13 protein-coding genes are annotated in these 24533 nt (G+C 41.7%); all 13 read left to right on the top strand.

Annotated elements, in window-relative coordinates:
- Window positions 1-83: 83 nt before the first annotated feature.
- The 13 genes from fucO (at window position 84) to LPH68_RS07115 (ending at window position 24337) form a co-directional block, all read left to right on the top strand.
- On the top strand, window positions 84-1238 hold the full coding sequence (fucO, locus tag LPH68_RS07055) for a lactaldehyde reductase (RefSeq protein WP_004299884.1): 1155 nt from the start codon (window positions 84-86) through the stop codon (window positions 1236-1238).
- A gap of 175 nt (window positions 1239-1413) precedes the next feature.
- The gene (locus LPH68_RS07060; protein ID WP_004310460.1) at window positions 1414-2313 is read left to right on the top strand and encodes an AraC family transcriptional regulator; all 900 of its coding nucleotides are present in this window, start codon (window positions 1414-1416) and stop codon (window positions 2311-2313) included.
- Window positions 2314-2421: 108 nt separating this feature from the next.
- Window positions 2422-6447: a two-component regulator propeller domain-containing protein gene (locus LPH68_RS07065; RefSeq protein WP_008024525.1), complete on the top strand. Its 4026-nt coding sequence runs from the start codon at window positions 2422-2424 to the stop codon at window positions 6445-6447.
- Between the two features lie 335 nt (window positions 6448-6782).
- Window positions 6783-9920 (top strand): TonB-dependent receptor, encoded by a 3138-nt coding sequence (locus tag LPH68_RS07070; RefSeq protein WP_117809417.1) that lies wholly within the window; start codon window positions 6783-6785, stop codon window positions 9918-9920.
- A 13-nt stretch (window positions 9921-9933) separates the two neighbouring features.
- Window positions 9934-11403 carry a RagB/SusD family nutrient uptake outer membrane protein gene (locus LPH68_RS07075; RefSeq protein ID WP_087316962.1) on the top strand — a complete coding sequence of 490 codons (1470 nt, stop codon included), beginning with the start codon at window positions 9934-9936 and terminating at the stop codon, window positions 11401-11403.
- Between the two features lie 13 nt (window positions 11404-11416).
- Window positions 11417-12028, top strand: coding sequence for a fasciclin domain-containing protein (locus tag LPH68_RS07080; protein ID WP_004310456.1), 612 nt, complete (start codon window positions 11417-11419; stop codon window positions 12026-12028).
- 28 nt (window positions 12029-12056) lie between these two features.
- Window positions 12057-13595 carry a hypothetical protein gene (locus tag LPH68_RS07085; RefSeq protein ID WP_087316959.1) on the top strand — a complete coding sequence of 513 codons (1539 nt, stop codon included), beginning with the start codon at window positions 12057-12059 and terminating at the stop codon, window positions 13593-13595.
- Window positions 13596-13983: 388 nt separating this feature from the next.
- Window positions 13984-15540 (top strand): hypothetical protein, encoded by a 1557-nt coding sequence (locus tag LPH68_RS07090; protein WP_087316956.1) that lies wholly within the window; start codon window positions 13984-13986, stop codon window positions 15538-15540.
- Between the two features lie 57 nt (window positions 15541-15597).
- A complete protein-coding gene (locus tag LPH68_RS07095; protein WP_049702291.1) occupies window positions 15598-16611 on the top strand; it encodes a DUF6528 family protein in 1014 nt (337 codons plus the stop codon).
- Window positions 16612-16667: 56 nt separating this feature from the next.
- Complete coding sequence (locus LPH68_RS07100; RefSeq protein ID WP_049701782.1) at window positions 16668-18461, top strand: glycoside hydrolase family 71/99-like protein; 1794 nt, start codon at window positions 16668-16670, stop codon at window positions 18459-18461.
- An 8-nt stretch (window positions 18462-18469) separates the two neighbouring features.
- The gene (locus LPH68_RS07105) at window positions 18470-20827 is read left to right on the top strand and encodes a TIM-barrel domain-containing protein (RefSeq protein WP_230296891.1); all 2358 of its coding nucleotides are present in this window, start codon (window positions 18470-18472) and stop codon (window positions 20825-20827) included.
- Between the two features lie 19 nt (window positions 20828-20846).
- Window positions 20847-23522: a glycoside hydrolase family 2 TIM barrel-domain containing protein gene (locus LPH68_RS07110; protein WP_151923206.1), complete on the top strand. Its 2676-nt coding sequence runs from the start codon at window positions 20847-20849 to the stop codon at window positions 23520-23522.
- Window positions 23523-23539: 17 nt separating this feature from the next.
- Window positions 23540-24337: a sialate O-acetylesterase gene (locus tag LPH68_RS07115; RefSeq protein ID WP_008645237.1), complete on the top strand. Its 798-nt coding sequence runs from the start codon at window positions 23540-23542 to the stop codon at window positions 24335-24337.
- Window positions 24338-24533: the final 196 nt, after the last annotated feature.

Below are 24533 nucleotides of genomic sequence, written 5' to 3' on the forward strand. Positions count from 1 at the left end.
CATTGATTTTAATTACTTTAGAAACCGTGGCATTTTCTACCCTGGAAGGTGCTGCGGTTAACCCTTTAAACAAATAGATAACCATGAATCGCATTATTTTAAACGAAACTTCGTACTTCGGTGCCGGATGCCGTAGTGTCATTGCTGTGGAAGCAGCCAGACGTGGCTTTAAGAAAGCCTTTTTTGTAACGGATAAAGATCTTATCAAGTTTGGTGTGGCTGCCGAAATCATTAAAGTATTTGATGAAAATCAGATTCCTTACGAACTTTATAGTGATGTAAAAGCGAACCCTACGATTGCAAATGTACAAAACGGTGTGGCGGCATACAAAGCTTCCGGAGCCGATTTTATCGTTGCTTTGGGCGGCGGTTCTTCCATCGATACTGCCAAAGGAATCGGTATTGTTGTGAACAATCCGGATTTTGCAGACGTGAAATCTCTGGAAGGGGTAGCCGATACCAAACACAAAGCGGTGCCTACTTTCGCGCTGCCTACTACTGCCGGAACAGCTGCCGAAGTAACGATCAATTATGTGATTATTGATGAAGATGCCCGCAAGAAAATGGTTTGTGTAGACCCGAACGACATTCCTGCCGTAGCTATCGTAGACCCTGAACTGATGTACTCAATGCCAAAAGGACTGACTGCAGCTACCGGTATGGATGCTTTGACTCATGCCATCGAAAGTTATATCACTCCGGGTGCCTGGGTAATGAGCGATATGTTCGAATTGAAAGCCATTGAAATGATTGCTCAAAACTTGAAAGCAGCTGTGGATAATGGTAAAGATGTGGCAGCCCGCGAAGCTATGTCACAGGCACAATATATTGCCGGTATGGGATTCTCGAATGTCGGTTTAGGAATTGTTCATTCGATGGCGCATCCGTTAGGTGCATTCTATGATACTCCTCATGGGGTAGCCAATGCCTTATTGTTGCCGTATGTGATGGAATACAATGCTGAATCTCCGGCAGCTCCGAAATATATCCATATTGCGAAAGCAATGGGAGTGGACACTACCGGAATGAGTGAAGCCGAGGGAGTAAAAGCGGCTGTTGAGGCAGTGAAAGCACTTTCTGCCAGTATCAATATACCGCAGAAATTACATGAAATCAATGTGAAGGAAGAAGATATTCCTGCACTGGCTGTAGCTGCTTTCAATGATGTTTGCACAGGCGGTAATCCTCGTCCTACTTCGGTAGCAGATATCGAAGCTCTATATCGCAAAGCTTTCTAAAGTTAGTTTTTGCGGAAGTTCTTTTCACCACAGATTACACAGATTTACACAGATTATTTTCTAATCGGAAGCCGATATTTAAGAATTAAATCTGTGTAAATCTGTGTAATCTGTGGTGTTTTTCTGAAAATAATTCCTATTTTTGTCCAACTCAATTACATGAAAACACATCGGTATGATCGAGGATAATAGTTTGGGATTAGAATTTAAATATCTGATTGTAAATGACATGGATCGTAAATTCGGTCTGTGGGTAAATACCGTCGGCTATCAATCCATTCCTCCTGATTCACCTTATCCGTTGAAAGAGCATCCTTCCGGTTACTTTTTTAATGCAGAAAAAGGAAGAGTGCTTCGTGAGTATCAATTGGTATATATTACCAAGGGGCGTGGTTTGTTTTCATCTGATTCTACCTCTGAAAAGCAAGTTTGTAAAGGTCGGCTGATGGTATTGTTTCCCGGACAATGGCATACTTATCGCCCGTTGCGGCAGACTGGTTGGACGGAATATTATATCGGTTTCGAGGGGCCTATGATAGACGCCATTGTTGATGATGCTTTTTTGTCGCAGGAACAGCAAATACTGGAAATAGGCCTTAATGAAGAGTTAGTCTCATTATTCTCCCGTGCTCTTGCCGTAGCCGAAGCGGATAAGATTTCCGCGCAACAATATCTTTCCGGGATTGTGCTCCACATGATAGGGATGATTCTTTCCGTCTCCAAGAATAAGGTTTTCGAGATGAGTGATGTGGATCAGAAAATCGAACAGGCAAAAATCATTATGAATGAAAATGTTTCCGGCAATGTGGACCCGGAAGAGTTGGCTATGCGACTCAATATTAGTTATTCATGGTTTCGACGTGTTTTTAAGGAGTATACAGGTTATGCTCCTGCTAAATATTTCCAGGAATTGAAACTTCGTAAAGCTAAACAAATGCTGGTGGGAACTTCCCAGTCAGTAAAAGAGATTTCTTTTTTTCTAGGTTTCCAGTCAACCGAATATTTTTTCTCTTTCTTCAAGAAACGTACGGGACTTACTCCGTTGGAGTATCGTTCGTTCGGGCGGGAAGAATGAATAGGATGAAGTCCATATCTATTAGTTATTTGGCTCTGATTTTGGGAATATCATAAAAACTGTTACTTTTGTGGCGAAGATAATGTGCTATAAACCATCATTCTTGATATGCGCGGACAAAAACTATCTAAGATCCATTTTCTTATTCTGTTATCTCTTTTAGGATTTATATCTCCTCTTCAATCACAGGAATATAAGTTCAGAACATTGGGTGTAGAGGATGGATTGTCGCAAATAACGGTGAGCGATATTTGCCAGGATGAGAAGTCGCGTATATGGATTGCCACGCTGGATGGCTTGAATTGTTTCGATGGCAATCATATCAAAGTCTTTAATCATTTTCATAACGATTCCATCAGTTATGGTAATCTATATGTCACCCAGATGGTGGAGGACGGCCAGGGGAGTCTTTTTCTCTTGACCTCTACCGGACTTTTCCAGTTCGACCTTGAAACGGAGAAATATTATATTCTTCCGGTGCCTTCTCCTTCCACTCTTGCCAAAGGAAAGTTGGGAGTGTGGATTGCAGAAGGGGGAAAACTCTTCTTGTATGATAAGAATACCCGTTCCGTGAAACCCATGTATGCGGAGGTACATTTGCCGGACACCGGGCCGACAATGGTAGAAGGTTCGGAAGGAAATCTTTGGGTTGCTTTGAAAGATGGCGGGGTGATGCGTGTGGATACTTGTGGATCGATGTCGCTTTATTTGCCCGGAATCAAGGTGATGAAACTGATAAAAAGTAACGATCAGAATATTTGGGTTGGTTCGCAGGATCATGGTGTTTTCTGTTTTTCACCTCAAGGTGCAGTCATACATCATTATGATTATAACGACAAGAGTGTTTACACGGTCCGGGATGATATGGCAAGAGCGTTATGTCAGGATTTGGAAGGGAATATATGGGTAGGTTACAGAAGCGGATTGAGTAAGATTGAGGTGGCTACCGGGAAAATATTTCATTATCAGGCGGATCCTAACCGGGTGGGGGCTATGTCCAATCGTTCGGTGACTTCTCTTTATACGGACAAACAAGGAATTGTCTGGGTGGGGACCTATTGGGGCGGCGTGAACTTCTTCTCACCGGAATATCAACATTTTGTACATTATCATGCTTCGGATACCGGATTGTCTTTTCCGGTGGTGGGTGCTATGGCAGAAGATAAATCCGGAAATATATGGATTTGCACAGAAGGTGGAGGACTGGATTTATATCAACCGGAACAAGGAATATTCAAACATTTTAATGCGCATACCGGATATCATTTTAGTACGGATTATTTGAAAGATGTCGTTTTTGATGAGGCTAATAACTGCTTGTGGATTGCTGCTGACTTTACAAACAAGGTCAACTGTTTTCATCTTGATAACTATCGGAATGATATATATGACCTCGAACCGCTCGGAGAGGAAAGTGTGGGAGAAGCTCTGTTTGCCTTGGCCGACACTCCTCGTAAATTGTATGTAGGTACAACATCTGCAGTTGTTAGTCTGGATAAACAGACCTTAAAAACTGAAGTGTTGTTTCATCAAAAGGAGTTGTTTACTCATAATTATAACACTTTGTTGCTTGATTCGAAAAACCGGCTATGGTTTGCTTCCGATGATGGTTGTGTAGCTTATGTGATTGATGAAGGACGGTTTGAAACGTATAGGATAAGTCTGAAGAAGCAGGTCAGATCTCAAAAAGAGCTGGTCAATGTCATCTATGAAGATCGAAGGGGAAACATTTGGGTCGGAACACATGGCAACGGGCTTTTCTTGTTGGATAAGAAAGAGCGATTGTTTCGTTTGCATACTCCTGAAAGTGTATTGTCGGGAGAAAATATCAGAGTGTTGGGCGAAACTCCTTCCGGGAATTTATTGATTGGTACCGGACATGGATTGTCTGTGTTAGAACAGAAAGACGGGAAAGTGATAAACTTCAATTCTAAAACAGGATTTCCGCTGACTCTTGTTAATAGGAAATCCATGCATGTATCCCGCAATCATGATATTTATATGGGAGGAGCTACCGGACTGGTTGCCATTCGTGAAAGTAGTTTGTCCTATCCTCCGAAAATATATGATTTGGAGTTGGCTCATTTGTATGTCAATAACAAAGAGATTACCACAGGCGATCAAACCGGCATCCTAAATAAGTCCTTTGCCTATACCGATCGGATTAAATTGAATTATTTGCAGAATGTGTTTTCTATCGGTTTCTCAACAGATAATTTTCTGCATATAGGCGGTGGTGAGGTAGAATATCGGTTAATGGGGTATAATGATGAATGGAGCGAGAACCGTCTGGGAAATGACATTACTTATACAAATATCTCTCCGGGTGATTATGTCTTTGAGATCAGGCTGAAGAACTTCCCGGAAGTAATCAGATCGCTGGATATAACGATTACGCCACCTTTCTATGCTACTTGGTGGGCCTATACTATTTATGTATGCGTGATTCTGACTATTCTATTCTTCATCGTGAGAGAATATAGAATCCGTCTGTTCCTGAAAACTTCATTGGATTTTGAACTTCGCGAGAAACAATACATTGAAGAGATGAATCAATCCAAACTTCGTTTCTTCACGAATATCTCGCATGAAATCAGAACTCCGATCACTCTTATCCTGGGGCAGGTTGATCTGTTGCTGAATTCCGGCAAATTGTCTACCTATGCTTATTCGAAACTGTTGAATATACATAAAAATGCAGGTAACCTGAAATCATTGATTACGGAGTTGCTTGATTTCCGGAAACAGGAGCAGGGACTTTTGAAACTGAAAGTTTCTCAATTTGACTTATATTCTTTGCTCAAAGAGCATTATGTATTGTTTAAGGAGTTGGCTGCTAACAGGAATATTTCGTTTGTTTTGCATGCCGACTGCGAGCAATGCCTCGTGTGGGGAGACCGGATGCAAATACAGAAGGTGGTTAATAACTTGCTGTCTAATGCTTTTAAATATACTTCAGACGGTGGAACTATCCGTATGGAATTGGCTGATGGAACGGAGGAATGTATGTTTTCCGTTTCCGATAATGGTGCGGGAATATCCGAGGAAGACTATGTTAAGATATTCGAGCGGTTCTATCAGGTTGAGAATATAGGACAGTATGGAGGAACTGGTATCGGGCTGGCTTTGAGTCAGGGTATTGTGAAAGCCCACCAGGGAGATATAACAGTAGAAAGTCAGCTGGGAAAAGGTTCTTGTTTTAAGGTCACTCTGAAAAAAGGGGATGCTCACTTTGATTCTTCTGTCGCCCGGGTTGAACCGGAGCAGGATAAGGAATATATTTATTATTCGGAAGACAAAGAACTGCTGGTTAAAGAGGTGCAGTCAGCCCAAAGTGAAAGCGGGACTACTGACTGTAAATTACTGGTGATTGATGATAATGAAGAAATCAGAAATATCCTTGTAGATATCTTTTCTCCATTGTACACGGTTGAAACTGCAAGTGATGGTGAGGAAGGGTATGAAAAAGTAAAAATGATGCAGCCTGATCTGGTTATTTCGGATATTATGATGCCCGGAATGCCCGGAACGGAATTGTGTGCCAAAATTAAGAACAATATTGAAACTTGTCATATCCCTGTCGTTCTTCTGACTGCCCTTAGTGCGCCCGAACGTGAGTTGGAAGGATTAAGAATTGGAGCGGATATTTATGTGGTGAAGCCATTTAATATGCGGCGGCTGGTGATGCAATGCAATAATCTGATTAATACCCGCAGACTTTTACAGAATAAATATGCCCATCAGCTGGATAGCAAAGCGGAGAAGATTGCAACGAATGAACTCGATCAGAGGTTTATCGAACAAGCGACACAGGTAGTGGAAGATAATATGGAAAATCCCGAATTCAGTGTAGATGTCTTCTCACGTGAGATGGGGGTGGGACGTACTGTCTTATTCCAGAAGATAAAAGGTATCACGGGAAGTACGCCAAATAATTTTATCATGAATCTGCGTCTGAAAAAAGCGGCATATTTTCTGCAGAATTCTCCGGAAATGAATATATCGGATATTGCTTACCGGTTAGGATTTGGAAATCCTCAATACTTCAATAAATGTTTTAAAGAACTTTTTGATATTGCTCCTACGCAATACCGAAAAGCTCATAATACCTCCTCCGAACCCTCTGTGAAGTGATTAAAATAAGTCATCTGAATTTTTAGACTAGATAAAACGAACAATTCGATAGGGTGCAATATATTCAAATGCGATACTTTTGTGGCGTTGGATAATGCCAGCTTGTACTTGAGTTTTCTTTGGTTAGGTGTGTCCGCACACACTTTCATTTGGTAGACCGGGTACTGTGTAATCTTTATTCTAATATAATAATTATTGTGTAGTATTATGAAAGACAAATATCCATGTAGTAAATAAAAGATAGCATCTTATTGGAGAGAATCAATATATTTTTCCCAATTAATTAAGTAGTGAGTAAAACCTTGATAATTAACCAATTTAATTTTATTCTAGTTATGAAAAATTTGCAGAGTAGGACAAAAGTGCGGTTGCTTCAGTCGTTCCTTTTGATTTCCTTGAGTCTCTTTTTCCTTGTCAATCCGGCTTATGCTCAAGGCGGGTTTGCAGTGAAGGGAGTTATTGTGGATAAAACAGGATTTCCTTTGCCTGGCGCCAATGTGATGGAAAAGGGAACATCTAATGGAACAATTACAGATTTAGATGGTAATTTCTCATTGAATGTTTCGAAGAAGGGAGTTACTTTGACTGTATCATTCATGGGATATACCCCTAAAGATGTGGTAGTGAAAGATAAAACAATGAATATTACGCTTGAAGAGAACTCTAAGCTATTGGACGAAGTAGTGGTAGTGGGTTACGGTACGATGAAAAAGCGTGATGTAACAGGAGCTATTACTTCCATCTCAAGCGAGGCCATTGAGCAAAAAATGGCTACTAATGTTTTTGAAGCATTGCAGGGTACTACTGCCGGTGTACAGGTGGTATCCGGTTCCGGACAGCCCGGTGAATCTTCTTCTATCAAAATACGTGGTACTTCCACGTTCTCTGCCGAAGGGGTTACTCCTCTTTATATCGTAGACGGTGTGCCTTTGGAAAGTATCGACGGTATCAATACGAATGATATCACTTCTATGGAGATTTTGAAAGATGCCGCTTCTGCAGCTATCTACGGTTCTCGTTCGGCGAACGGTGTGATTATTATCACTACCAAAAGTGGGCAGGAAGGTAAAGCCCGTATTGATATCAAGTATAATCACTCGTGGGGTACATTGTCTCACAAGGTTCCACAGGCAAACCGTAAAGAACGTTTGTTGTACGACCAGTATCGTAAAGAGTATTTTGAAACATACGGCGGAGGTAATCCGGATGAAAGTAGTGATATACTGAATGATCCGTTGAACTCTTTCTTTAATGTGGATAACGATTATCTGGACATGATTACAAGCACTGCACAAAAAGATCAGGTGGATATCAGTGTAGGGGGTGGTACAAAGAAATTGAAATATTTCATCAATACCGGTTATTATAATGAGAAAGGTATTATTTCCAATACAGGTTTCCAGAGACTAAATACTCGTATCAACTCCGATTATTCACCGACAGACTGGATGAATATGGGTAGCCGTATTTCTTTGACTTATTCTAAAAAGAAAGGTCTGAATGAAGGTACTTTATTGAGCGCAGTGTTGACTCGTCGTCCTTATTTCAATACTTATTATCCGGATGGCTCTTTGGTCGGAGTGTTTAACGGTCAGAAGAACCCTATTGCGCAGGTCAATTATACCACCGACTTTACTGATTCTTATAAGGCTAACTTCTTCCAGTTCTTTGAAATCAAATTCAACAAGTATTTGAAGTTCAGAGCCAATATTAATGCCAACTTCTATCTGGATAAACGCAAAAAACTCGAACCGAGTCTTATCACCGACGAATGGCAGAAACAGAATAAAGGTTATTCTTATAATTACCTGAACTGGAACTGGATGAATGAAGACATCCTTACTTATGCACGCAAAATAAAAGATCATAATTTTACGGCCATGGTAGGTGTTAGTGCACAGCAGTGGCGTTATGAAAACGAAACATTTGTGGGGATAAACTCGTCTACAGATTTTATCTATACAATGAATGCTTTTGCCGCAAACCTGGATTTGTCATCTACAGGCTCCACATTAAGCAATCACTCTATGGCTTCCATTTTTGCCCGTGTGACTTATGATTATAAAGGAAGATATTTGCTTAATGCCATTATGCGTCGTGACGGTTCTTCTCGTTTTGCCAAAGAGAACAAATGGGGTAATTTCCCTTCCGTATCTGTGGGATGGCGCTTCTCGGATGAGAAATTCATGAAATTCTCGAAAAAGTTTCTCGAAGATGGTAAGATCCGTGCAAGTTTCGGTATCACGGGTAACGAAGCAATCGGCAACTACGACTATATCTACTCTTATTCTCCGAATTCTATTTATGACGGAGTGGGTGGCGTTATTCCGACTCGTATCGGTAAAGACAATCTGAAATGGGAGGAAACTAAACAATTCAACCTTGGTCTGGACTTGAATTTCTGGAATAGCCGTTTGACAATCACTGCCGATTACTACGATAAATATACAGACGGTTTGCTGGCAAACTACCAATTGCCAAAAGAATCCGGTTTTGCATATATGAAAACCAATGTCGGTGAAATGAGTAACCGAGGCTTTGAAATAGCTGTTACCGGTGATATTATCCGCACGAAGGACTGGAAGTGGAATGCTTCTTTCAATATCTCCAGAAACGTTAACCGTATTGAGAAGCTGTCTGAAGGTAAGGCATATATGGAAGGTGATATCTGGTGGATGCAGGAAGGTGGCCGTGTGGGTGACTTCTACGGATTTAAAAGCGCCGGTATCTTTGCATACGACGAATCGAATGCTTTTACTGATAAATGGGAACAGTTGACTCCGGTGTTTGAGAATGGTGTATTCCAGTACAAATATTTGTTGGATGGAAAGGAATATGCAGGTAATATCCGTCAGAAAACGTTGCCGAACGGTAAACCGTTCCGTGGGGGAGATTACAACTGGGAGGAACCGGAAGGAACCCGTGACGGTGTGATTGATGATAATGACCGTATGGTGATCGGTAATGCCATGCCTGATGTAACCGGTGGTTTGAATACAACGGTGACTTGGAAGAATTTGAGTTTATACTTAGGATTCTATTATTCATTGGGAGGACAGATTTATAATGCAGCCGAACATAATCGTAATATGTTCAAATACACCGGAACTACTCCTTCACCGGAAGTCATCCATAATATGTGGTTGCATCCGGGTGACCAGGCAATCTATCCGCGTCCGTATAATGATGATTACAACAATGCCCGTATGGGTAACTCGTTCTATCTGGAAGATGCTTCATTTATTCGTTTGCAGAACATACGTGTAGCATACGATCTTCCTGAAAACTGGATAAAGAAGCTGATGTTGAAGAATATAAATATCTACGCTTTTGTAAACAACGCCTTGACATGGACCAACTATTCGGGATTCGATCCTGAATTCTCTACCAACAATCCTCTGCAGGTAGGTAAAGACTCTTACCGTTATCCGAGAAAGAGAGAATATGGTATTGGTTTTTCTGCAAACTTTTAATTGAAGATATCGTATGAAGAATATAAAATATTTTGTTGGAGCTGTATGCCTGGCTCTATCGTTGAATAGCTGTTCAGACTTTCTGAATGAGGAACCGGTAAGTGAAATTCCGGCAGGTGACATGTGGCAGACTGCCCGTGACGCTAAGGCAGGTATAAATGAAATCTATGGATTGTTACGTTCCACTTTACGGGAGAACTATTTCTATTGGGGGGAGTTCCGTTCGGATAATGTAGCTCCCGGAGCACCGGTAATGGCCGATCAGGCACGTGTTATCAACAACCTGATGTCTACGGATGAGAAATGTGCAAAGTGGACGACTCTGTATCAGATGATTAACCAGGCAAATCTGGCTATTAAATATGTTCCTAATATCAGTATGCCTGATGTGGCAGACCGAAATGACTATCTCGGACAAGCTTATGCGTTGCGTGCTTTGGCCTACTTCTATGCTATCCGTGTTTGGGGAGACGTACCTTTGTTTACAGAACCTACAGAAAAGTATTCAGAAGCCATCTACAAAGAGCGTACGGATAAAAACTACATTCTTGATAATGTCATTCTTCCGGACCTGAAGAAAGCGGAAAGCCTGATTAACCGTAACAAGAATTATGAGCGCAAACGTATCTCTATCTGTGGTGTTTGGGCTATCATGGCTGATGCTTATATGTGGAGTAAAGAATATAATCTGGCCGATCAGACCATTGATAAGATGGCAACTATTGCTTCCAAAAAGGGCGGCCGTTTTGTAGACTTCGAACCTAACATTGCTACTTGGCATACCATGTTTACGGAAGAACTGACTAATAAACCTTCTGATGATACACCGGAAAATGATGAATATAACTCCAGAGAGTTTATTTTCCTTGTTCATTTCAACATGGATGAAGTCGGCACGAATGGTTACAGTTATATGTATCAATGGTTTTCCGGTTCAGGGAATCGTGCGGCGGTCATGTCTGATAAGTTTATGAGTATCTTTGATGAAAAGGATATGCAAGGTGACCAGCGTAAAGACTTTACGGTGAAATACTATCAAAATGGAAATGAATTGCGTAAATATATGGCAGGTGACATCAGTAACTCTTTGAATAAGACATGCGAAGTAGCCTATCCAATCTATCGTTACACAGATATGATGTTGTTGCAAGCTGAAGCTCGTGCTCATCAGGGAAAATGGGGGGAAGCTTTGGATTTAGTAAAAACTGTACGTGACCGTGCCGGATTGAATACACTGACTGAAAATGATTTTGCTTCAGAAGAAGAGGTAGTCAATTATATCTTGCGTGAACGTCAGGTGGAGTTAGCCGGTGAAGGACGCCGTTGGTTTGATTTGCTGCGTACCGGAAAGTGGAAGGAAGTGATGAAACCTATCAACGGAATGGAGCAGGACGGCAATGAACTTTTCCCGATCCACTATTCACATATCTTGGAAAATCCGAAGATTGTGCAGAATACGTATTATGGTAATACTAACAACTAAAAAGGTAGAAGCAATGAAAAAGACAATATTATATAAGACTCTTTTCTTTTGTTGGACAATTTTAGCATTGACCGGTTGTGATCTGGACTTGCAAAAGAACTATGATTATGAGCCTTCGGTGGATGATCCGTATGTAAAAGTGACAGCGTGGGAATATTTTCAGGATCACAAAGATATGTTCTCGGAGTTGATAGCAGCTATTGAGTATACAGGTTTGAAGGACTATTATACCCAGACTGATAATAAATATACTTTTCTGGCTTTGAATAATGCCGGTATGCAGCTTTATCGGGAGAATGAATTTGCAGGCGTAGCTTCCATTACAGATTGTGATAAAGAAAAGGTGAAGAATATGTTGCTTTATCATATTGTAGATGGAGAATATAGTTCTTATGGGCAATTGCAGGTAGAACCGATGTTCGTCTTAACTATGCTGAAAGGTGAGACTGGATTGATGACAATGTCTGTTTGGAAAAATCCATGGCAGGCTGCAGTAGGTAAGATTCTGGTGAATCAGACCGGAAGCAACGGAAAATCTCCGCAACGGCAAGCTAAGACTAGCAATATTCTGCCGACAAATGGTGTGATTCATATATTTGAGAACTATTGCAAATATTCCAAATAACCACAGTTAATTAAAAAGAGAACTAATTATGATTCGTAAAATATATGCCTTATTAATATTAGGACTTTGCTTGGGCTTTGCTGCCTGTGGCGACGATAATGATGGACTGGATCCTAATGCAGCGGCTCCTGTGATCTATTTTCCTATGGAGCAGCTGGACGTTGATTTGAATAAAGTAGACAATCTGCCGGTAGTGGCTGTTATTAAATCACAGGCAGGGCTTCAGAGCGTGACAATGAAATTGCAGACGGTGGAGGGAGTGACAGAATATAAAACTGTAACCGACTTTTTCAATCCCAACTCTTACAGCTTGTCTGAAAACTTGGAGTACAATGCAAATTATGAAGCTTTTATCATTGAAGCTACGGATAAACTGAATCATGTTACGAGTGGGACTTTACCAATTGCTGTTACCGATGTAATGGCACGTCCTGTCATTACATTCGATCCGGAAGAGATTGTATATGATGAGATGGATGAAAACCCGGTAATGCCTCGTACCACTTTTAAAATTGTTTCGGAAGCTGGTTTGAAGAAAGTAGAAAGATTCTTGGTTTCTGTAGACGGACAAACATCGAAAGGCGGTGATATACTGAATGGCGACAAAACGTATGAGTATGATGAATTGATAGAATATAAAGAAGGTGATAAGGGCTTTAAAGTGAAAGCAGAAGATATATATGGTAATATCACAATTTCTACTTTGCAGGTGTCATATAAGACAGTTCCGGTTCCTGTATTGACCTTGGGTAAAGAGCTAATTACTACTGATGAAGGAGTAGATACGGAAGTTCCAATGCATATTGAATCGGTTCGTGGCGTAAAATATGTAGCTATATCCCGAGTGGAAAATGGTATAAGTACAGAAATATTCCGTGAGGAGATAGGTGGTGACAATAAGAACTTTGATTATACACCTAAAGTACAATTAACAGAAGAAACGTCCCAATTAAAAGTGGTTGTTTCTGACGGTCGAGAGGGTAAAGAAGTAGTAGGGATTGTAAGGACTTATGTGAATATGGAAGTTGTCCAGATTAAGGTAGGTAGCCATATATTAGCAAATGCAGAACCGTTTGCTCTGATCTCATTGAATGACATGAAGACGTATTCGGTGGATGAGGCTATTTCCAGTGTGGAAAGCGCTAGGAATGTTGATATAAAGTTCTTTATAAATTCTAACAGTGGTGTTCTTTCTTTCCGCTTTTATTCTATGGAAAATGTAGATCAGAAAAATAGCTTGTATAAAGGATCAGGTGGAAAAACATTGAGTAACTTGCCGGCAAAGAATATGACTAAATATGTCCTATTCCCTACAGATTTTGATTATGATACAGCTTCCCGTTCCTCTATTCAGAATGAATATTTGAAAGGAAATGCGGATCAGAAGGTATATATGACAATTGAGAACTTTGTTGGTAGTGTGATTGGATTTAAGACTGGGGGGAATTCAAGTGCTGGTGGAGAAAGATATGGTGTTATGAAAGTTCTTGATGTCTCCGGTAAGATGGATAATAATACGACCAAACAGATAGCAACTGTTGAAATCAAATTCCCTAAGAAGAAGTAAGTAGGGTAGTATTACCTACCGTCTGAAGTCTTAATAGAAAAGTTCTTTTCTATTAAGACTAAACTTCCCTTTCATTGGGAGTAAAGTTGCTCTCTGTCCGATACAAACTATAAACGAAGCTTACGTTTTTATAAATGCAAGTTGCGTTTATAAAAACAAAACTTGCAATTATAAAAACAAAGCTTGCGTTTATAGTTTATAATAAGGATAAAAGAAGTTTGCAACAAGGGGGAAGGAAGTTCTCTCCTAGTGGAGGATAACTTTTCTATTAATAGCCAACGCGAGAGTTATTAACAGCTATCCCGGTGAACTTAGATAGAATATACGAAAGATGCGATTGATAACAAGCACATTGGTTAAGTAATAATGTGCGGTAGCTGAAAGTAATATGAGAAAACATATAATATATAGGTATTTCCTCTTTTTATCTTTGGTCGGACTGATGCAGTTAGCGCTTAGTTGTTCCTCCTCTTCCAACGAAATAGAACCTTTGAAACCGGAAGGAGGAGATACTCCTTTGGAAAAAGATGAATATACTTTTTTGAACGTTGAATACCGGAAATGGCAGAACGGAACATTCCAAGCATGGACAACGGCAGATTCAAGGGAAACACGTACCATTGATAATATGAATTGGTATACTCCTTCTTCGGATTATAGCCGGACTGCATGGGGAGGACGAATCGGTTTGCAACCCTCTTCTGTGGTTGGAAAAGAAGGCTTTTTCCGAGTGGCTAGTTGTGGAGGCCGTTCTTATTTACTGGATCCGGATAATGGAGCTGTTATCATTCATGGAATTCAGCATGTTCGTCCGGGAGAATCTACTGCTCATAAGAAGGCTTTCAGTACTCGATACGGTAGTGAGGCGCGATGGAGTGAAGAGACAGGCAAACTGTTGGCAGACAATCATATAAACTATATTTCGTATGGTTCGAACCGTATTGAAGTATTTCCTGCTGCAGTACGTGCTAACTTGTTGACACCTAAGACGCAAAAGATTGCTTATGCAGAGAATCTGTATCTGCTCCGTACCTTTATGTGGGATATGAGCAAGAATTTGGGCTACGCGTTTGATGATGACAAGTATAATCGTCTCGTTCTTCTTTTCGAACCGACATTTGCTACGTACATAGATCGTCTCGTACAAGAGAAGTCAGCTTTATTTGCCGGTGACCGGCATTTTATAGGTTTCTATCTTGACAATGAATTGCCGTTTGCCAGTTATCAGAATACTGACCCTTTGCGAGGAATTGATCTGAAACATTTCTTGTCCTTACCCGAACGCTATAAAGCAGCTCGTGAGTATGCAGAAAAGTTCATGCGGGATAACGGTATAGCTTCTGCCGGAGCGATCACCAAGAAAAATCAGGAAGACTTTCGGGGGATGGTTGCTGATTATTATTATCAGTTGACTACCGCTACCGTCAGACGATATGATAAAGAGCATTTGATTTTGGGGACACGTCTGCATGACTGGAGCAAATACAATCAGAAAGTGGTGGAAGTTTGTGCCCGTTATTGCGATCTTGTTTCTATCAATTATTATGCCCGTTGGCAACCGGAAGCAGATTTCTTGGCAAACCTGAAAGTTTGGTGTGGAACGAAACCTTTTTTAGTTTCGGAATTCTATACGAAAGCAGAAGATGCCAGTTATCAGGGAACTGGATATGCCAATACCGAAGGAGGTGGATGGCTGGTACGTACACAGAAAAACAGAGGTGAGTTTTATCAGAACTTCTGTCTTCGTTTACTTGAAACCCGGAATTGTGTGGGTTGGGTACACTTTGAGTATAATGATGGATACGGTTCGGATGGAAAAGCTTCTAATAAAGGAATAGTCTCCATCGAATACGAGCCTTATACATCTTTTCTGTCGCAGATGCGACAGGTAAATCTTGCAGTTCATTCATTGATCGATTATTATGATACAAAATCGGTTCAATAGATTAACGGAAACATTAAAAAGACAAATTGAATATTTAGAATTAAAATAGTTATGACCATGAAGAAGTTTAGTTTATTCGCAATCCTTTTAGGATTTAATATAGCTTTGGGAGCATGTTCCGATGATGATGCCGCTCCTGTAGTAAAAGATCAAATCTTTCAACTTCCGGAAAAGGCTTATGTACTGGCGGAGCAATCCAGACGGGCTATTGTCATCAGGGATGCGGAGACGCATCGTAATATTTGGAGTTGGGACCCTTATACGGCTTGTGTTCCTGCTGCCCAACAGGGTTGGTTTGTCAATCCGAGCGAAGTAAAACCTGTTTTCAATAGACGCTATATCTTGATGACTGCCTCCGGCGGAGCTGTGGCTTTAATCCGTTTGTCGGACCATAAATTAATGTTCTATGCAAATTGCGGACAGAATCCTCACTCTGCGGAGGTATTACCCGATGGAAATATTGTGACGGCAGAATCGAAATCCGGCGAAATCAATACCTTTGTGGTTGACACGGTTAAGGTATTGGGAGCGAAGGCTAATACGGTGAAGCTGGGTAATGCGCATAATGTAGTTTGGGATAAGAAAAGGTCGTATCTGTATGCCACAGCTACAATAACGGGCGGAGTTACCGCATTATTCCGTTTTAAGTATGATGGTAACCGGAGCAATCCTAAACTGACAAATCAGACTCGTATTTATACGTTCGACAAAGAATCGGGCGGACACGATTTGTTCCCGGTATATGGTGAAGAAGATAAACTGTGGCTTACTGCCGCTTCGGCTGTCTACAAGTTTGATTTGACAGGAGTTACCGACGCTACGACTAATGACTCTGCCGAACCGACTTGTGAAAAAGTCTACAATACAGCTGATATAAAAAGTATCTGTAACGGACCTGACGGAATCTTGATGCTGAAACCGACTGAAGAGTGGTGGGCTGAAGGACTTGTAAATGAGAAGGGAGAAGAACTCTTCAAGATGGACGGAGCTAAAATTTATAAAGGTCGTTGGATGATAGACAATACTTTCAGTTATCCGGAAAAGCACGATTTCGTATTGGGTGAGGATTGATTAAGTATCGTCGAAGGGTAATAAAATACATAAGTTGAATAATTAAGTTTGGAACAATGAGGAAACTTCTTCTTTTTTTATTGGTATCTATCGCATTACCGGCCTTGGCGCAGAACGGAAAGAAAGTGTATGCTGACTTCCACGGTGTGCGTTATACCCGGCAACATGACGGAAAGTTAGGGCGTTGGGAGATGTATGCCAATACGGAGAAATCAAGTACGGGAAGGAAATCCCTGTGTTATAATGCCGACCTGATAGACAGTGAAGGGCGACATGAGATAGCGGCAGTGACCTATCCCCAAGTCGGAATGCAGTCCAATCTCGATCCCGATTATATCGAATATCAGATATTGTCGGCAAAAGCTGCCAAGATAGACGGATTCTTTATCGAATGGGGATTCAAGCCTCACGAAAATGACATCTTGCTGCGTGAGATGCAGAAAGTGGCAGCGAAGTATGACTTTGAAATCGGTGTAAACTGGTGTGACGGTTGGTTGTATTATGACTGGATTACGAAGATTTATCCGGAAGTTAACACCCGTGAGGCAAAGACCGAATATATGGCTAAATGTTACCAATATTTAGTAGATAGTGTCTTTACCGGTCCGACTGCTCCTATGGTGAAGGGAATGCCTGTCTTTTATCATTTCGGTCCCGGAGCAAAAGTCGATGAATACAAGAAAGTATTATCACTGGTGAAGTTTCCGCAAGGAATGAAGCAGCCCGTTGCCTTACGTCGTTGGGCGGATTGGGGAAAACTGGAAAACGATAAATACATTCCTGTCACCCGCAGTGATGATATGGATGCCTGGAAAAAAGTGGGAGAAATACCGACCGCATGGCTTCCCGCTCGTGTCCGTACAAGAGATCAGGCACATGCTGAATGGGATAATTATGCCACGCAGGATGATGTTATTGAGTTTATGAAACCTTTCCGTGACTCGATTTGGCATAGTAACAATCCTGCTTATACCATTAAGTCAGGATTTGCCATGCCGGGAATGGATAACCGGGGATGTGCGGGCTGGGGACGCGGACACTTCTATTATATCCCTCGCAATAATGGAGAAACTTACCAAAGTATGTGGAAGTTCTGTATGGCGGAGAAAGACAGCCTTGACATGATGTTTATCGCTTCGTGGAGCGACTATACCGAAGGGCATGAAATAGAACCTACCATCGAAAACGGTGACCGTGAACTGCGTACCACTTTAAAGTATGCGGCAGAATTCAAAGGCGAACAGGCGGACGAGCGTGGCTTAACCTTACCTTTAATGCTTTTCCGTTTGCGAAAAGAAGCCCGTTTCCTGGAAAAGACGAAGATGGACGTATCTGCTTGTCAACGTTCGCTCGATAAGGCAGCGTTGTTGATTAGCCAGGGACGTTATCCGGTGGCGATAGGTTTGTTGTCACAAATAGAAAATGATGTCAAGACAGCCAAATCCGCTTTGGCGGTTGAGATGATGCGTTTGCGTGAGTCGGACATGAAGATTCAGGGAAAGCGAAAATCAGGTGGTTACAATGCCGAAGAAACGCTTTCTATCTCTTTGCCCAAAGAATTGGTTTCCAAACTGCAAATGAATAACTATGTAGGGTATCTCTATTTTGAATACCTGGACAAAGGAAATGAATCTCTTTTTATACGTTCGTCCACACAGCGCGAACCGAAAGAACCGTTTAAAATTGTATCCCGGATACGTACCGACAATACAGGCGAATGGAAAAGTGCAAAAGTGGAACTGTATAAAGATAATATCGTAAATGGATTCAATATGCCTACTTTCTATTTAAAAGGAAATGTCGTTATCCGTAATTTGTCATTGGGCTATACCATCTACACTGTCAAATAAATGTATTGATGAAGAGTTTGAAAAATTGGTTATTAGTTTTATCCGTATTATCTTGTTTCGGGTGTTCCTCGTCGGTTCATGAAGACGGCAAGGGATGTGCTTTCGTATCCGACAGTATTCAATACAGGGTTGAGTTTATGTCGGAGGGATGCGTGCGGATTCTGTCTTTTCCCGAAGGTGATACGCTGGTAACAAAAAGATTGGTTGTCGATTCGCAAAAATCGGCATTCAAAGATTATAAATGGAAAGATACAGGGCAGCAACTGATCTTTTCTACCCGTGAGCTTTCCGTTGCTTTTGATAAAGAAGATGCGGCTTTCACTTTTCAGGAAGTATCGACAGGAAAGTTATTACTGAAAGAGAAAGAAGCTAAAAAGGCACGGCACTTCAAACGTTCGGTTGCCGGAGGTGAGCAATGCCTCGAAGTAACCCAACGCTTTGTTCCTACTGACGATGAGGCTATTTACGGTCTGGGGCAGTATCAGAACGGAATCATGAATTATCGTGGAAAATCCGTACTTCTGTTACAGGCTAATATGGATATTGTCAATCCGTTCCTTATCTCGACTAACGGATATGGTATTTTGTGGGATAATTATTCTTCAACAAAGTTTGAAGATACGAAAGAAGGATACTCATTTACTTCCGAGGTAGGCGATGCTTCCGACTATTATTTTGTATATGGCAAGAATATGGACGAAGTCGTTGCCGGTTATCGGGAATTGACGGGAGACGTGCCGATGTTCGGGAAGTGGGTATATGGTTTCTGGCAGTCTAAAGAACGCTATAAATCGTTCGATGAGTTGAAAGCCGTTGTAAAGGAGTATCGTAAACGGGGGATTCCGTTGGATAACATTGTGCAGGATTGGGAGTATTGGGGAGATAAACCCCATTGGAACAGTCTGACTTTCCATCCGGCGAACTTCGATCATCCCCGGCAAGTCATTGAAGAACTGCATCAGCAGGATCATGTTCACTTTATGCTTTCCGTATGGCCCGGATTCGGACCGGAAACAGCTGTCTATCAGTCACTCGATTCTATCGGTGCCTTATTTAGCGAACCTACATGGGCAGGTTATAAAGTCTTTGATGCGTATAATCCTGCCGCACGGGATATCTTTTGGCAATATCTCAAGAAAGGACTCTATGATATGGGGGTGGATGCCTGGTGGATGGATGCGACAGAGCCTTCCTTCCGGGATGGATTCACACAGTTGAAGCAGGAAGAGAGGACGAAATCAGCCGGAAATACTTATCTGGGTAGTTTCCACCGTTATCTGAATACCTATTCTTTGGAGATGCTGAAGGACTTTTATCAACGTCTTCGGGCCGAAAGCGATCAGAAGCGCATATTTATCTTAACCCGTTCCGCCTTTGCTTCACAACAGCATTATGGTACGGCGGTATGGTCGGGGGATGTCTCGGCTTCATGGGAAAATATGCATAAACAACTGGTTGCCGGTTTGAACTTATCCATGTCCGGTATTCCATATTGGACTTCCGATACAGGAGGATTCTTTGTCACAGAACGTGATGCAAAATATCCTGATGGGTTGAAAAGCAATGATTATAAAGAGTTATATTCCCGTTGGTTCCAGTTCAGTGCATTTACTCCTGTCTTCCGTGCTCACGGTACGAATGTGCCGCGTGAAGTTTGGCAATTCGGTGAAAAGGGGACACCATTCTATGATAATCAGGTGAAATATATCCATCTGCGTTACCGTCTGTTGCCTTACATTTACTCGATGTCCCATCAAGTCACAGCCAACAATTATACCCTGTTGAGAGGCTTGGCAATGGATTTCACCACAGATACCCGGACTTTTGATATTGATAACGCCTATATGTTCGGCACCTCTTTATTGGTACGACCGGTATTTCATCCGCAATCGGAAGAAAAGAACATCAGTGTCTATCTGCCGGAACACAACGGCAAATATTGGTACGATTTTTGGACCGGAAAGGCCTTTGAAGGAGGAAGAGAACAAATGCAGGCAAACACCCTCGACATCCTTCCCCTGTATGTAAAAGCCGGTTCTATCTTGCCTTTGGCAGAAGTGAAACAATATGCGATGGAATACCCCGACCGTGAATTGGAACTACGTATTTACGGAGGAGCGGACGCTTCTTTCTTATGGTATGAGGACGAAGGCGACTCCTACCGCTATGAAGAGGGTGTATGTTCGAAAGTGCCGATGCAATGGAAAGATTCGGAACGGACATTGACTATTGGACTGCGTGAGGGAACTTATCCCGGTATGCCGGAACAAATAAAAATGCATGTGAAATTATATCTGCCTGAAGGTGCAGGTCTTGATAGCAAAGAGTGCGTCTACACAGGTAGAGAAGTAAAAATAAAGTTTTAATTATAAGTATATATCGATTATGAAGAAGTTTCTCTATATTTTTATTCTATTGTTTATTGTGGGATGGGCACAGGCGCAACAGCGTGTGGTATACACAATCAACGACGGATGGAAATTTACAAAAGGATCTCCGTTTGAAGCGCAGCTGGCCGGCTGTGACGACTCTTCTTGGGAGACGGTCAATATACCTCATACATGGAATAATAAAGATGCAGACGACGAAACTCCGGGATTTTATCGGGGACCGGCTTGGTACCGGAAACAATTGTTTGTAGATAAAAGCCAGGAGGGACGTCAGGCAGTGATCTATTTTGAAGGAGCCAATCAGGAAGTACGATTCTATCTGAACGGTCAGTTCGTGGGAGAACACAAAGGAGGGTATACCCGTTTCTGTTTTGACATCACTTCCCATTTGCGTTATGGACAGGAAAACCTGTTTGCCATTTATGTGAACAATGTCTATAATCCGAATATTCCTCCCTTATCTGCCGATTTTACTTTCTTTGGCGGTATCTACCGGGATGTCTATCTGCAGTTTATGAATCCGGTGCACATTGCAACGAATGATTATGCTTCGTCAGGAGTTTATATCCGTACACCCGAAGTGAACAACTCCGCAGCCTCGGTAGAAATTACTACATTACTGACGAATAATACACTCCAACCTGCAGAAATCAGGGTGGAAAATGTAATCTGCGATGCGGATGGTAAGGAAGTGAAAAAGACTCATGCGGAAATAAAGCTGGCATCCGGTGAAACAAAGACAGACATCTCTAAAAAGATAAAAATAGATTCGCCCCGTTTGTGGGATATAGACGATCCTTATCGGTATATGGTATATACGCGTATTCTCGATAAGAAAAAGGGTACTTTGCTGGATGAAGTGGTGAATCCGTTAGGCTTGCGCTGGTTTAAATTTGATTCGGAAAAGGGCTTTTTCCTGAATGGCAAAGGACGTAAACTAATCGGAACTGCCCGGCATCAGGATTATTTTCAGAAAGGAAATGCCTTGCGCGACGAGTTGCATGTACAGGATGTACTACTGTTGAAAGAGATGGGAGGGAACTTCCTGCGTGTGTCACATTATCCCCAAGATCCTGTAATCATGGAAATGTGTGATAAACTGGGTATTGTGACTTCGGTTGAAATCTCCGTTGTCAATGCTGTTACGGAAACTGAAGAGTTTTTGCAGAACTCCGTTGAGATGGCTAAAGAAATGGTACGTCAGGATTTCAACCGCCCTTCTGTTATGATTTGGGGGTATATGAATGAGATTTTTCTGCGTCGCCCTTATACCGAAGGCAAGCAATTGGAAGATTACTACCGCTTTACTGAAAAAGTAGCCCGTGCCTTGGAAGCGACCATCCGCGAGGAAGATCCTTCAAGATATACCATGATGGCTTATCATAATATGCCTCAATATTACGAAGATGCCCATCTGACCGAAATCCCGATGATTCAGGGATGGAACTTGTATCAAGGCTGGTATGAGCCGGATATCAATGAGTTTCAACGTTTGCTCGACCGTGCCCATAAGGTATACAAGGGAAAAGTGTTGATGGTTACGGAATATGGACCGGGAGTAGATCCGGGACTTCATTCCTACCAGCCGGAACGTTTCGACTTCTCACAGGAATATGGTTTGGTGTATCATAAACATTATCTCCGTGAAATGATGAAACGTCCGTTTATTGCCGGTTCCAGTCTGTGGAATCTGAATGATTTTTATTCCGAATCCCGTGTCGATGCTGTTCCTCATGTAAACAATAAAGGAGTTGTCGGATTAAACAGGGAGAAGAAGGATGTTTATTGGTTTTATAAGACAGCTTTGTCACGTCGTCCGATACTTGTTATAGGTAATCGGGAGTGGAAAAGCCGTGGGGGAGTGGTGAATACTGCACAGAAAGAATGTATTCAGTCTGTTCCTGTATTCTCCAATGCGGAAGAAGTAGAGCTGTTTGTGAACAATAAAAGTCTGGGAAAGAAAAAGGTAGAAGATAATTATGCCTTGTTCGACGTACCGTTCGTTGGTGGAGAGAATCTCCTGGAAGCAGTTGCCGTGGCTGGTGATAGCAAATTGCGGGATATGCTCCGGATTCAGTTCCAGTTGGTAGGCTCACAGTTGAAAGACGAAGCAATTCCATTTACGGAAATAAATGTAATGTTGGGTTCTCCGAGATATTTTGAAGACCGTACAGCAAATGTAGCATGGATTCCCGAGCAGGAGTATAAGCCCGGTAGCTGGGGATTTGTAGGCGGAACTTCTTATCGTCGTAAAACAGGATTCGGCAGTATGCTTGGTTCGGATATTGACATTCTGGGAACGGATATGAATCCAATCTTCCAGACTCAACGTGTTGGAATAAAATCTTTTAAAGCTGATGTACCGAATGGAGAATATTCCGTATATTTGTACTGGGCAGAATTGGAGTCGGACAAAGAGAGGGAAGCGTTGGTTTATAATCTGGGAGCTGACTCGGAACAGACGTTTGCCGGAAACCGTAGCTTCGGAATTTCAATGAATGGAACGACTGTTTTGGATGATTTCAACATAGCTCGTGATTACGGATATGCCCGTGCTGTTATCAAGAAATTTGTAGTAACGGTGAAGGATGGAAAAGGATTGAGTGTTGACTTTCATAAAAAAGAAGGAGAACCTATTCTGAACGCTATCCGTATTTATAGAAACTATTAATCATAAACACTGTCAATATGCTTAGGTCTATTTATTTACTGTCTTTTCTCCTCCTGCAATCTTTATTTGCTTTTGCCGGGAATGTAAAGGAGAATGTTCCGTCTTCTTTTGACTTGTATGTATGCATCGGACAATCCAACATGGCGGGGCGTGCAACATTAACTCCGGAAGTCATGGATACCCTCCAAAATGTGTATCTATTGAATGATAAGGGGAATTTTGAACCGGCAGTAAATCCTCTCAATCGTTATTCTACAGTTCGGAAAGATTTGTCAATGCAGCGTTTGGGACCGGCTTACGGCTTTGCTAAAGAGATGGCCCGACAAACGAAACGTCCTGTCGGGCTGGTAGTAAATGCGCGTGGAGGCTCATCCATCAACTCCTGGCTAAAAGGGAGTAAAGACGGATATTATGAAGAAGCTCTTTCCCGGGTTCGGATTGCAATGAAGCAGGGAGGTGTTTTGAAAGCAATCCTTTGGCATCAGGGAGAAGCCGATTGTTCGAATCCGGAAGCGTATAAACAGAAACTGATTTCTTTGGTGAAAGACTTGCGGGAAGATCTGGACATGCCGGATCTACCGGTTGTTGTAGGACAGATTTCACAATGGAACTGGACGAAAAGAGAAGCAGGTACAGTCCCCTTTAATCAGATGATTAAAAAAGTTTCTTCATTTATTCCCTATTCCGATTGGGTATCATCGAAAGGATTGGGATGGTATAAAGATGAGAAAGACCCTCATTTTAATACGGAAGCACAACTGTTATTAGGAAAACGTTATGCGAAAAAGATACTGAAGTTTTATAAACATCAATAGGATACCCTTTTTCGAAGGAACATAAAAGCCGGCTGATCCCTCATGAATCAGCCGGCTTTTGTATGGTGAATAACTAAATACTGCCTTGTTGATAGAAAAGGAGTCTATATGCTTAATTGGGCTCAGTTGTAATTCTTGGGGGATTAAGTTTAGTCAATTCCCTTCATGCATATACCTTTGCTAGCCTAAAAAGGAA

It is taken from the genome of Bacteroides sp. 1_1_30 (assembly GCF_020982715.1).
GTDB lineage: Bacteria > Bacteroidota > Bacteroidia > Bacteroidales > Bacteroidaceae > Bacteroides > Bacteroides xylanisolvens.

Coding starts and splice junctions, on each gene's coding strand:
- LPH68_RS07085 (WP_087316959.1), top strand. CDS start 12,057: ATGATTCGTAAAATATATGCCTTATTAATATTAGGACTTTGCTTGGGC.
- fucO (WP_004299884.1), top strand. CDS start 84: ATGAATCGCATTATTTTAAACGAAACTTCGTACTTCGGTGCCGGATGC.
- LPH68_RS07100 (WP_049701782.1), top strand. CDS start 16,668: ATGAGGAAACTTCTTCTTTTTTTATTGGTATCTATCGCATTACCGGCC.
- LPH68_RS07095 (WP_049702291.1), top strand. CDS start 15,598: ATGAAGAAGTTTAGTTTATTCGCAATCCTTTTAGGATTTAATATAGCT.
- LPH68_RS07105 (WP_230296891.1), top strand. CDS start 18,470: ATGAAGAGTTTGAAAAATTGGTTATTAGTTTTATCCGTATTATCTTGT.
- LPH68_RS07070 (WP_117809417.1), top strand. CDS start 6,783: ATGAAAAATTTGCAGAGTAGGACAAAAGTGCGGTTGCTTCAGTCGTTC.
- LPH68_RS07115 (WP_008645237.1), top strand. CDS start 23,540: ATGCTTAGGTCTATTTATTTACTGTCTTTTCTCCTCCTGCAATCTTTA.
- LPH68_RS07080 (WP_004310456.1), top strand. CDS start 11,417: ATGAAAAAGACAATATTATATAAGACTCTTTTCTTTTGTTGGACAATT.
- LPH68_RS07075 (WP_087316962.1), top strand. CDS start 9,934: ATGAAGAATATAAAATATTTTGTTGGAGCTGTATGCCTGGCTCTATCG.
- LPH68_RS07065 (WP_008024525.1), top strand. CDS start 2,422: ATGCGCGGACAAAAACTATCTAAGATCCATTTTCTTATTCTGTTATCT.
- LPH68_RS07060 (WP_004310460.1), top strand. CDS start 1,414: ATGATCGAGGATAATAGTTTGGGATTAGAATTTAAATATCTGATTGTA.
- LPH68_RS07090 (WP_087316956.1), top strand. CDS start 13,984: ATGAGAAAACATATAATATATAGGTATTTCCTCTTTTTATCTTTGGTC.
- LPH68_RS07110 (WP_151923206.1), top strand. CDS start 20,847: ATGAAGAAGTTTCTCTATATTTTTATTCTATTGTTTATTGTGGGATGG.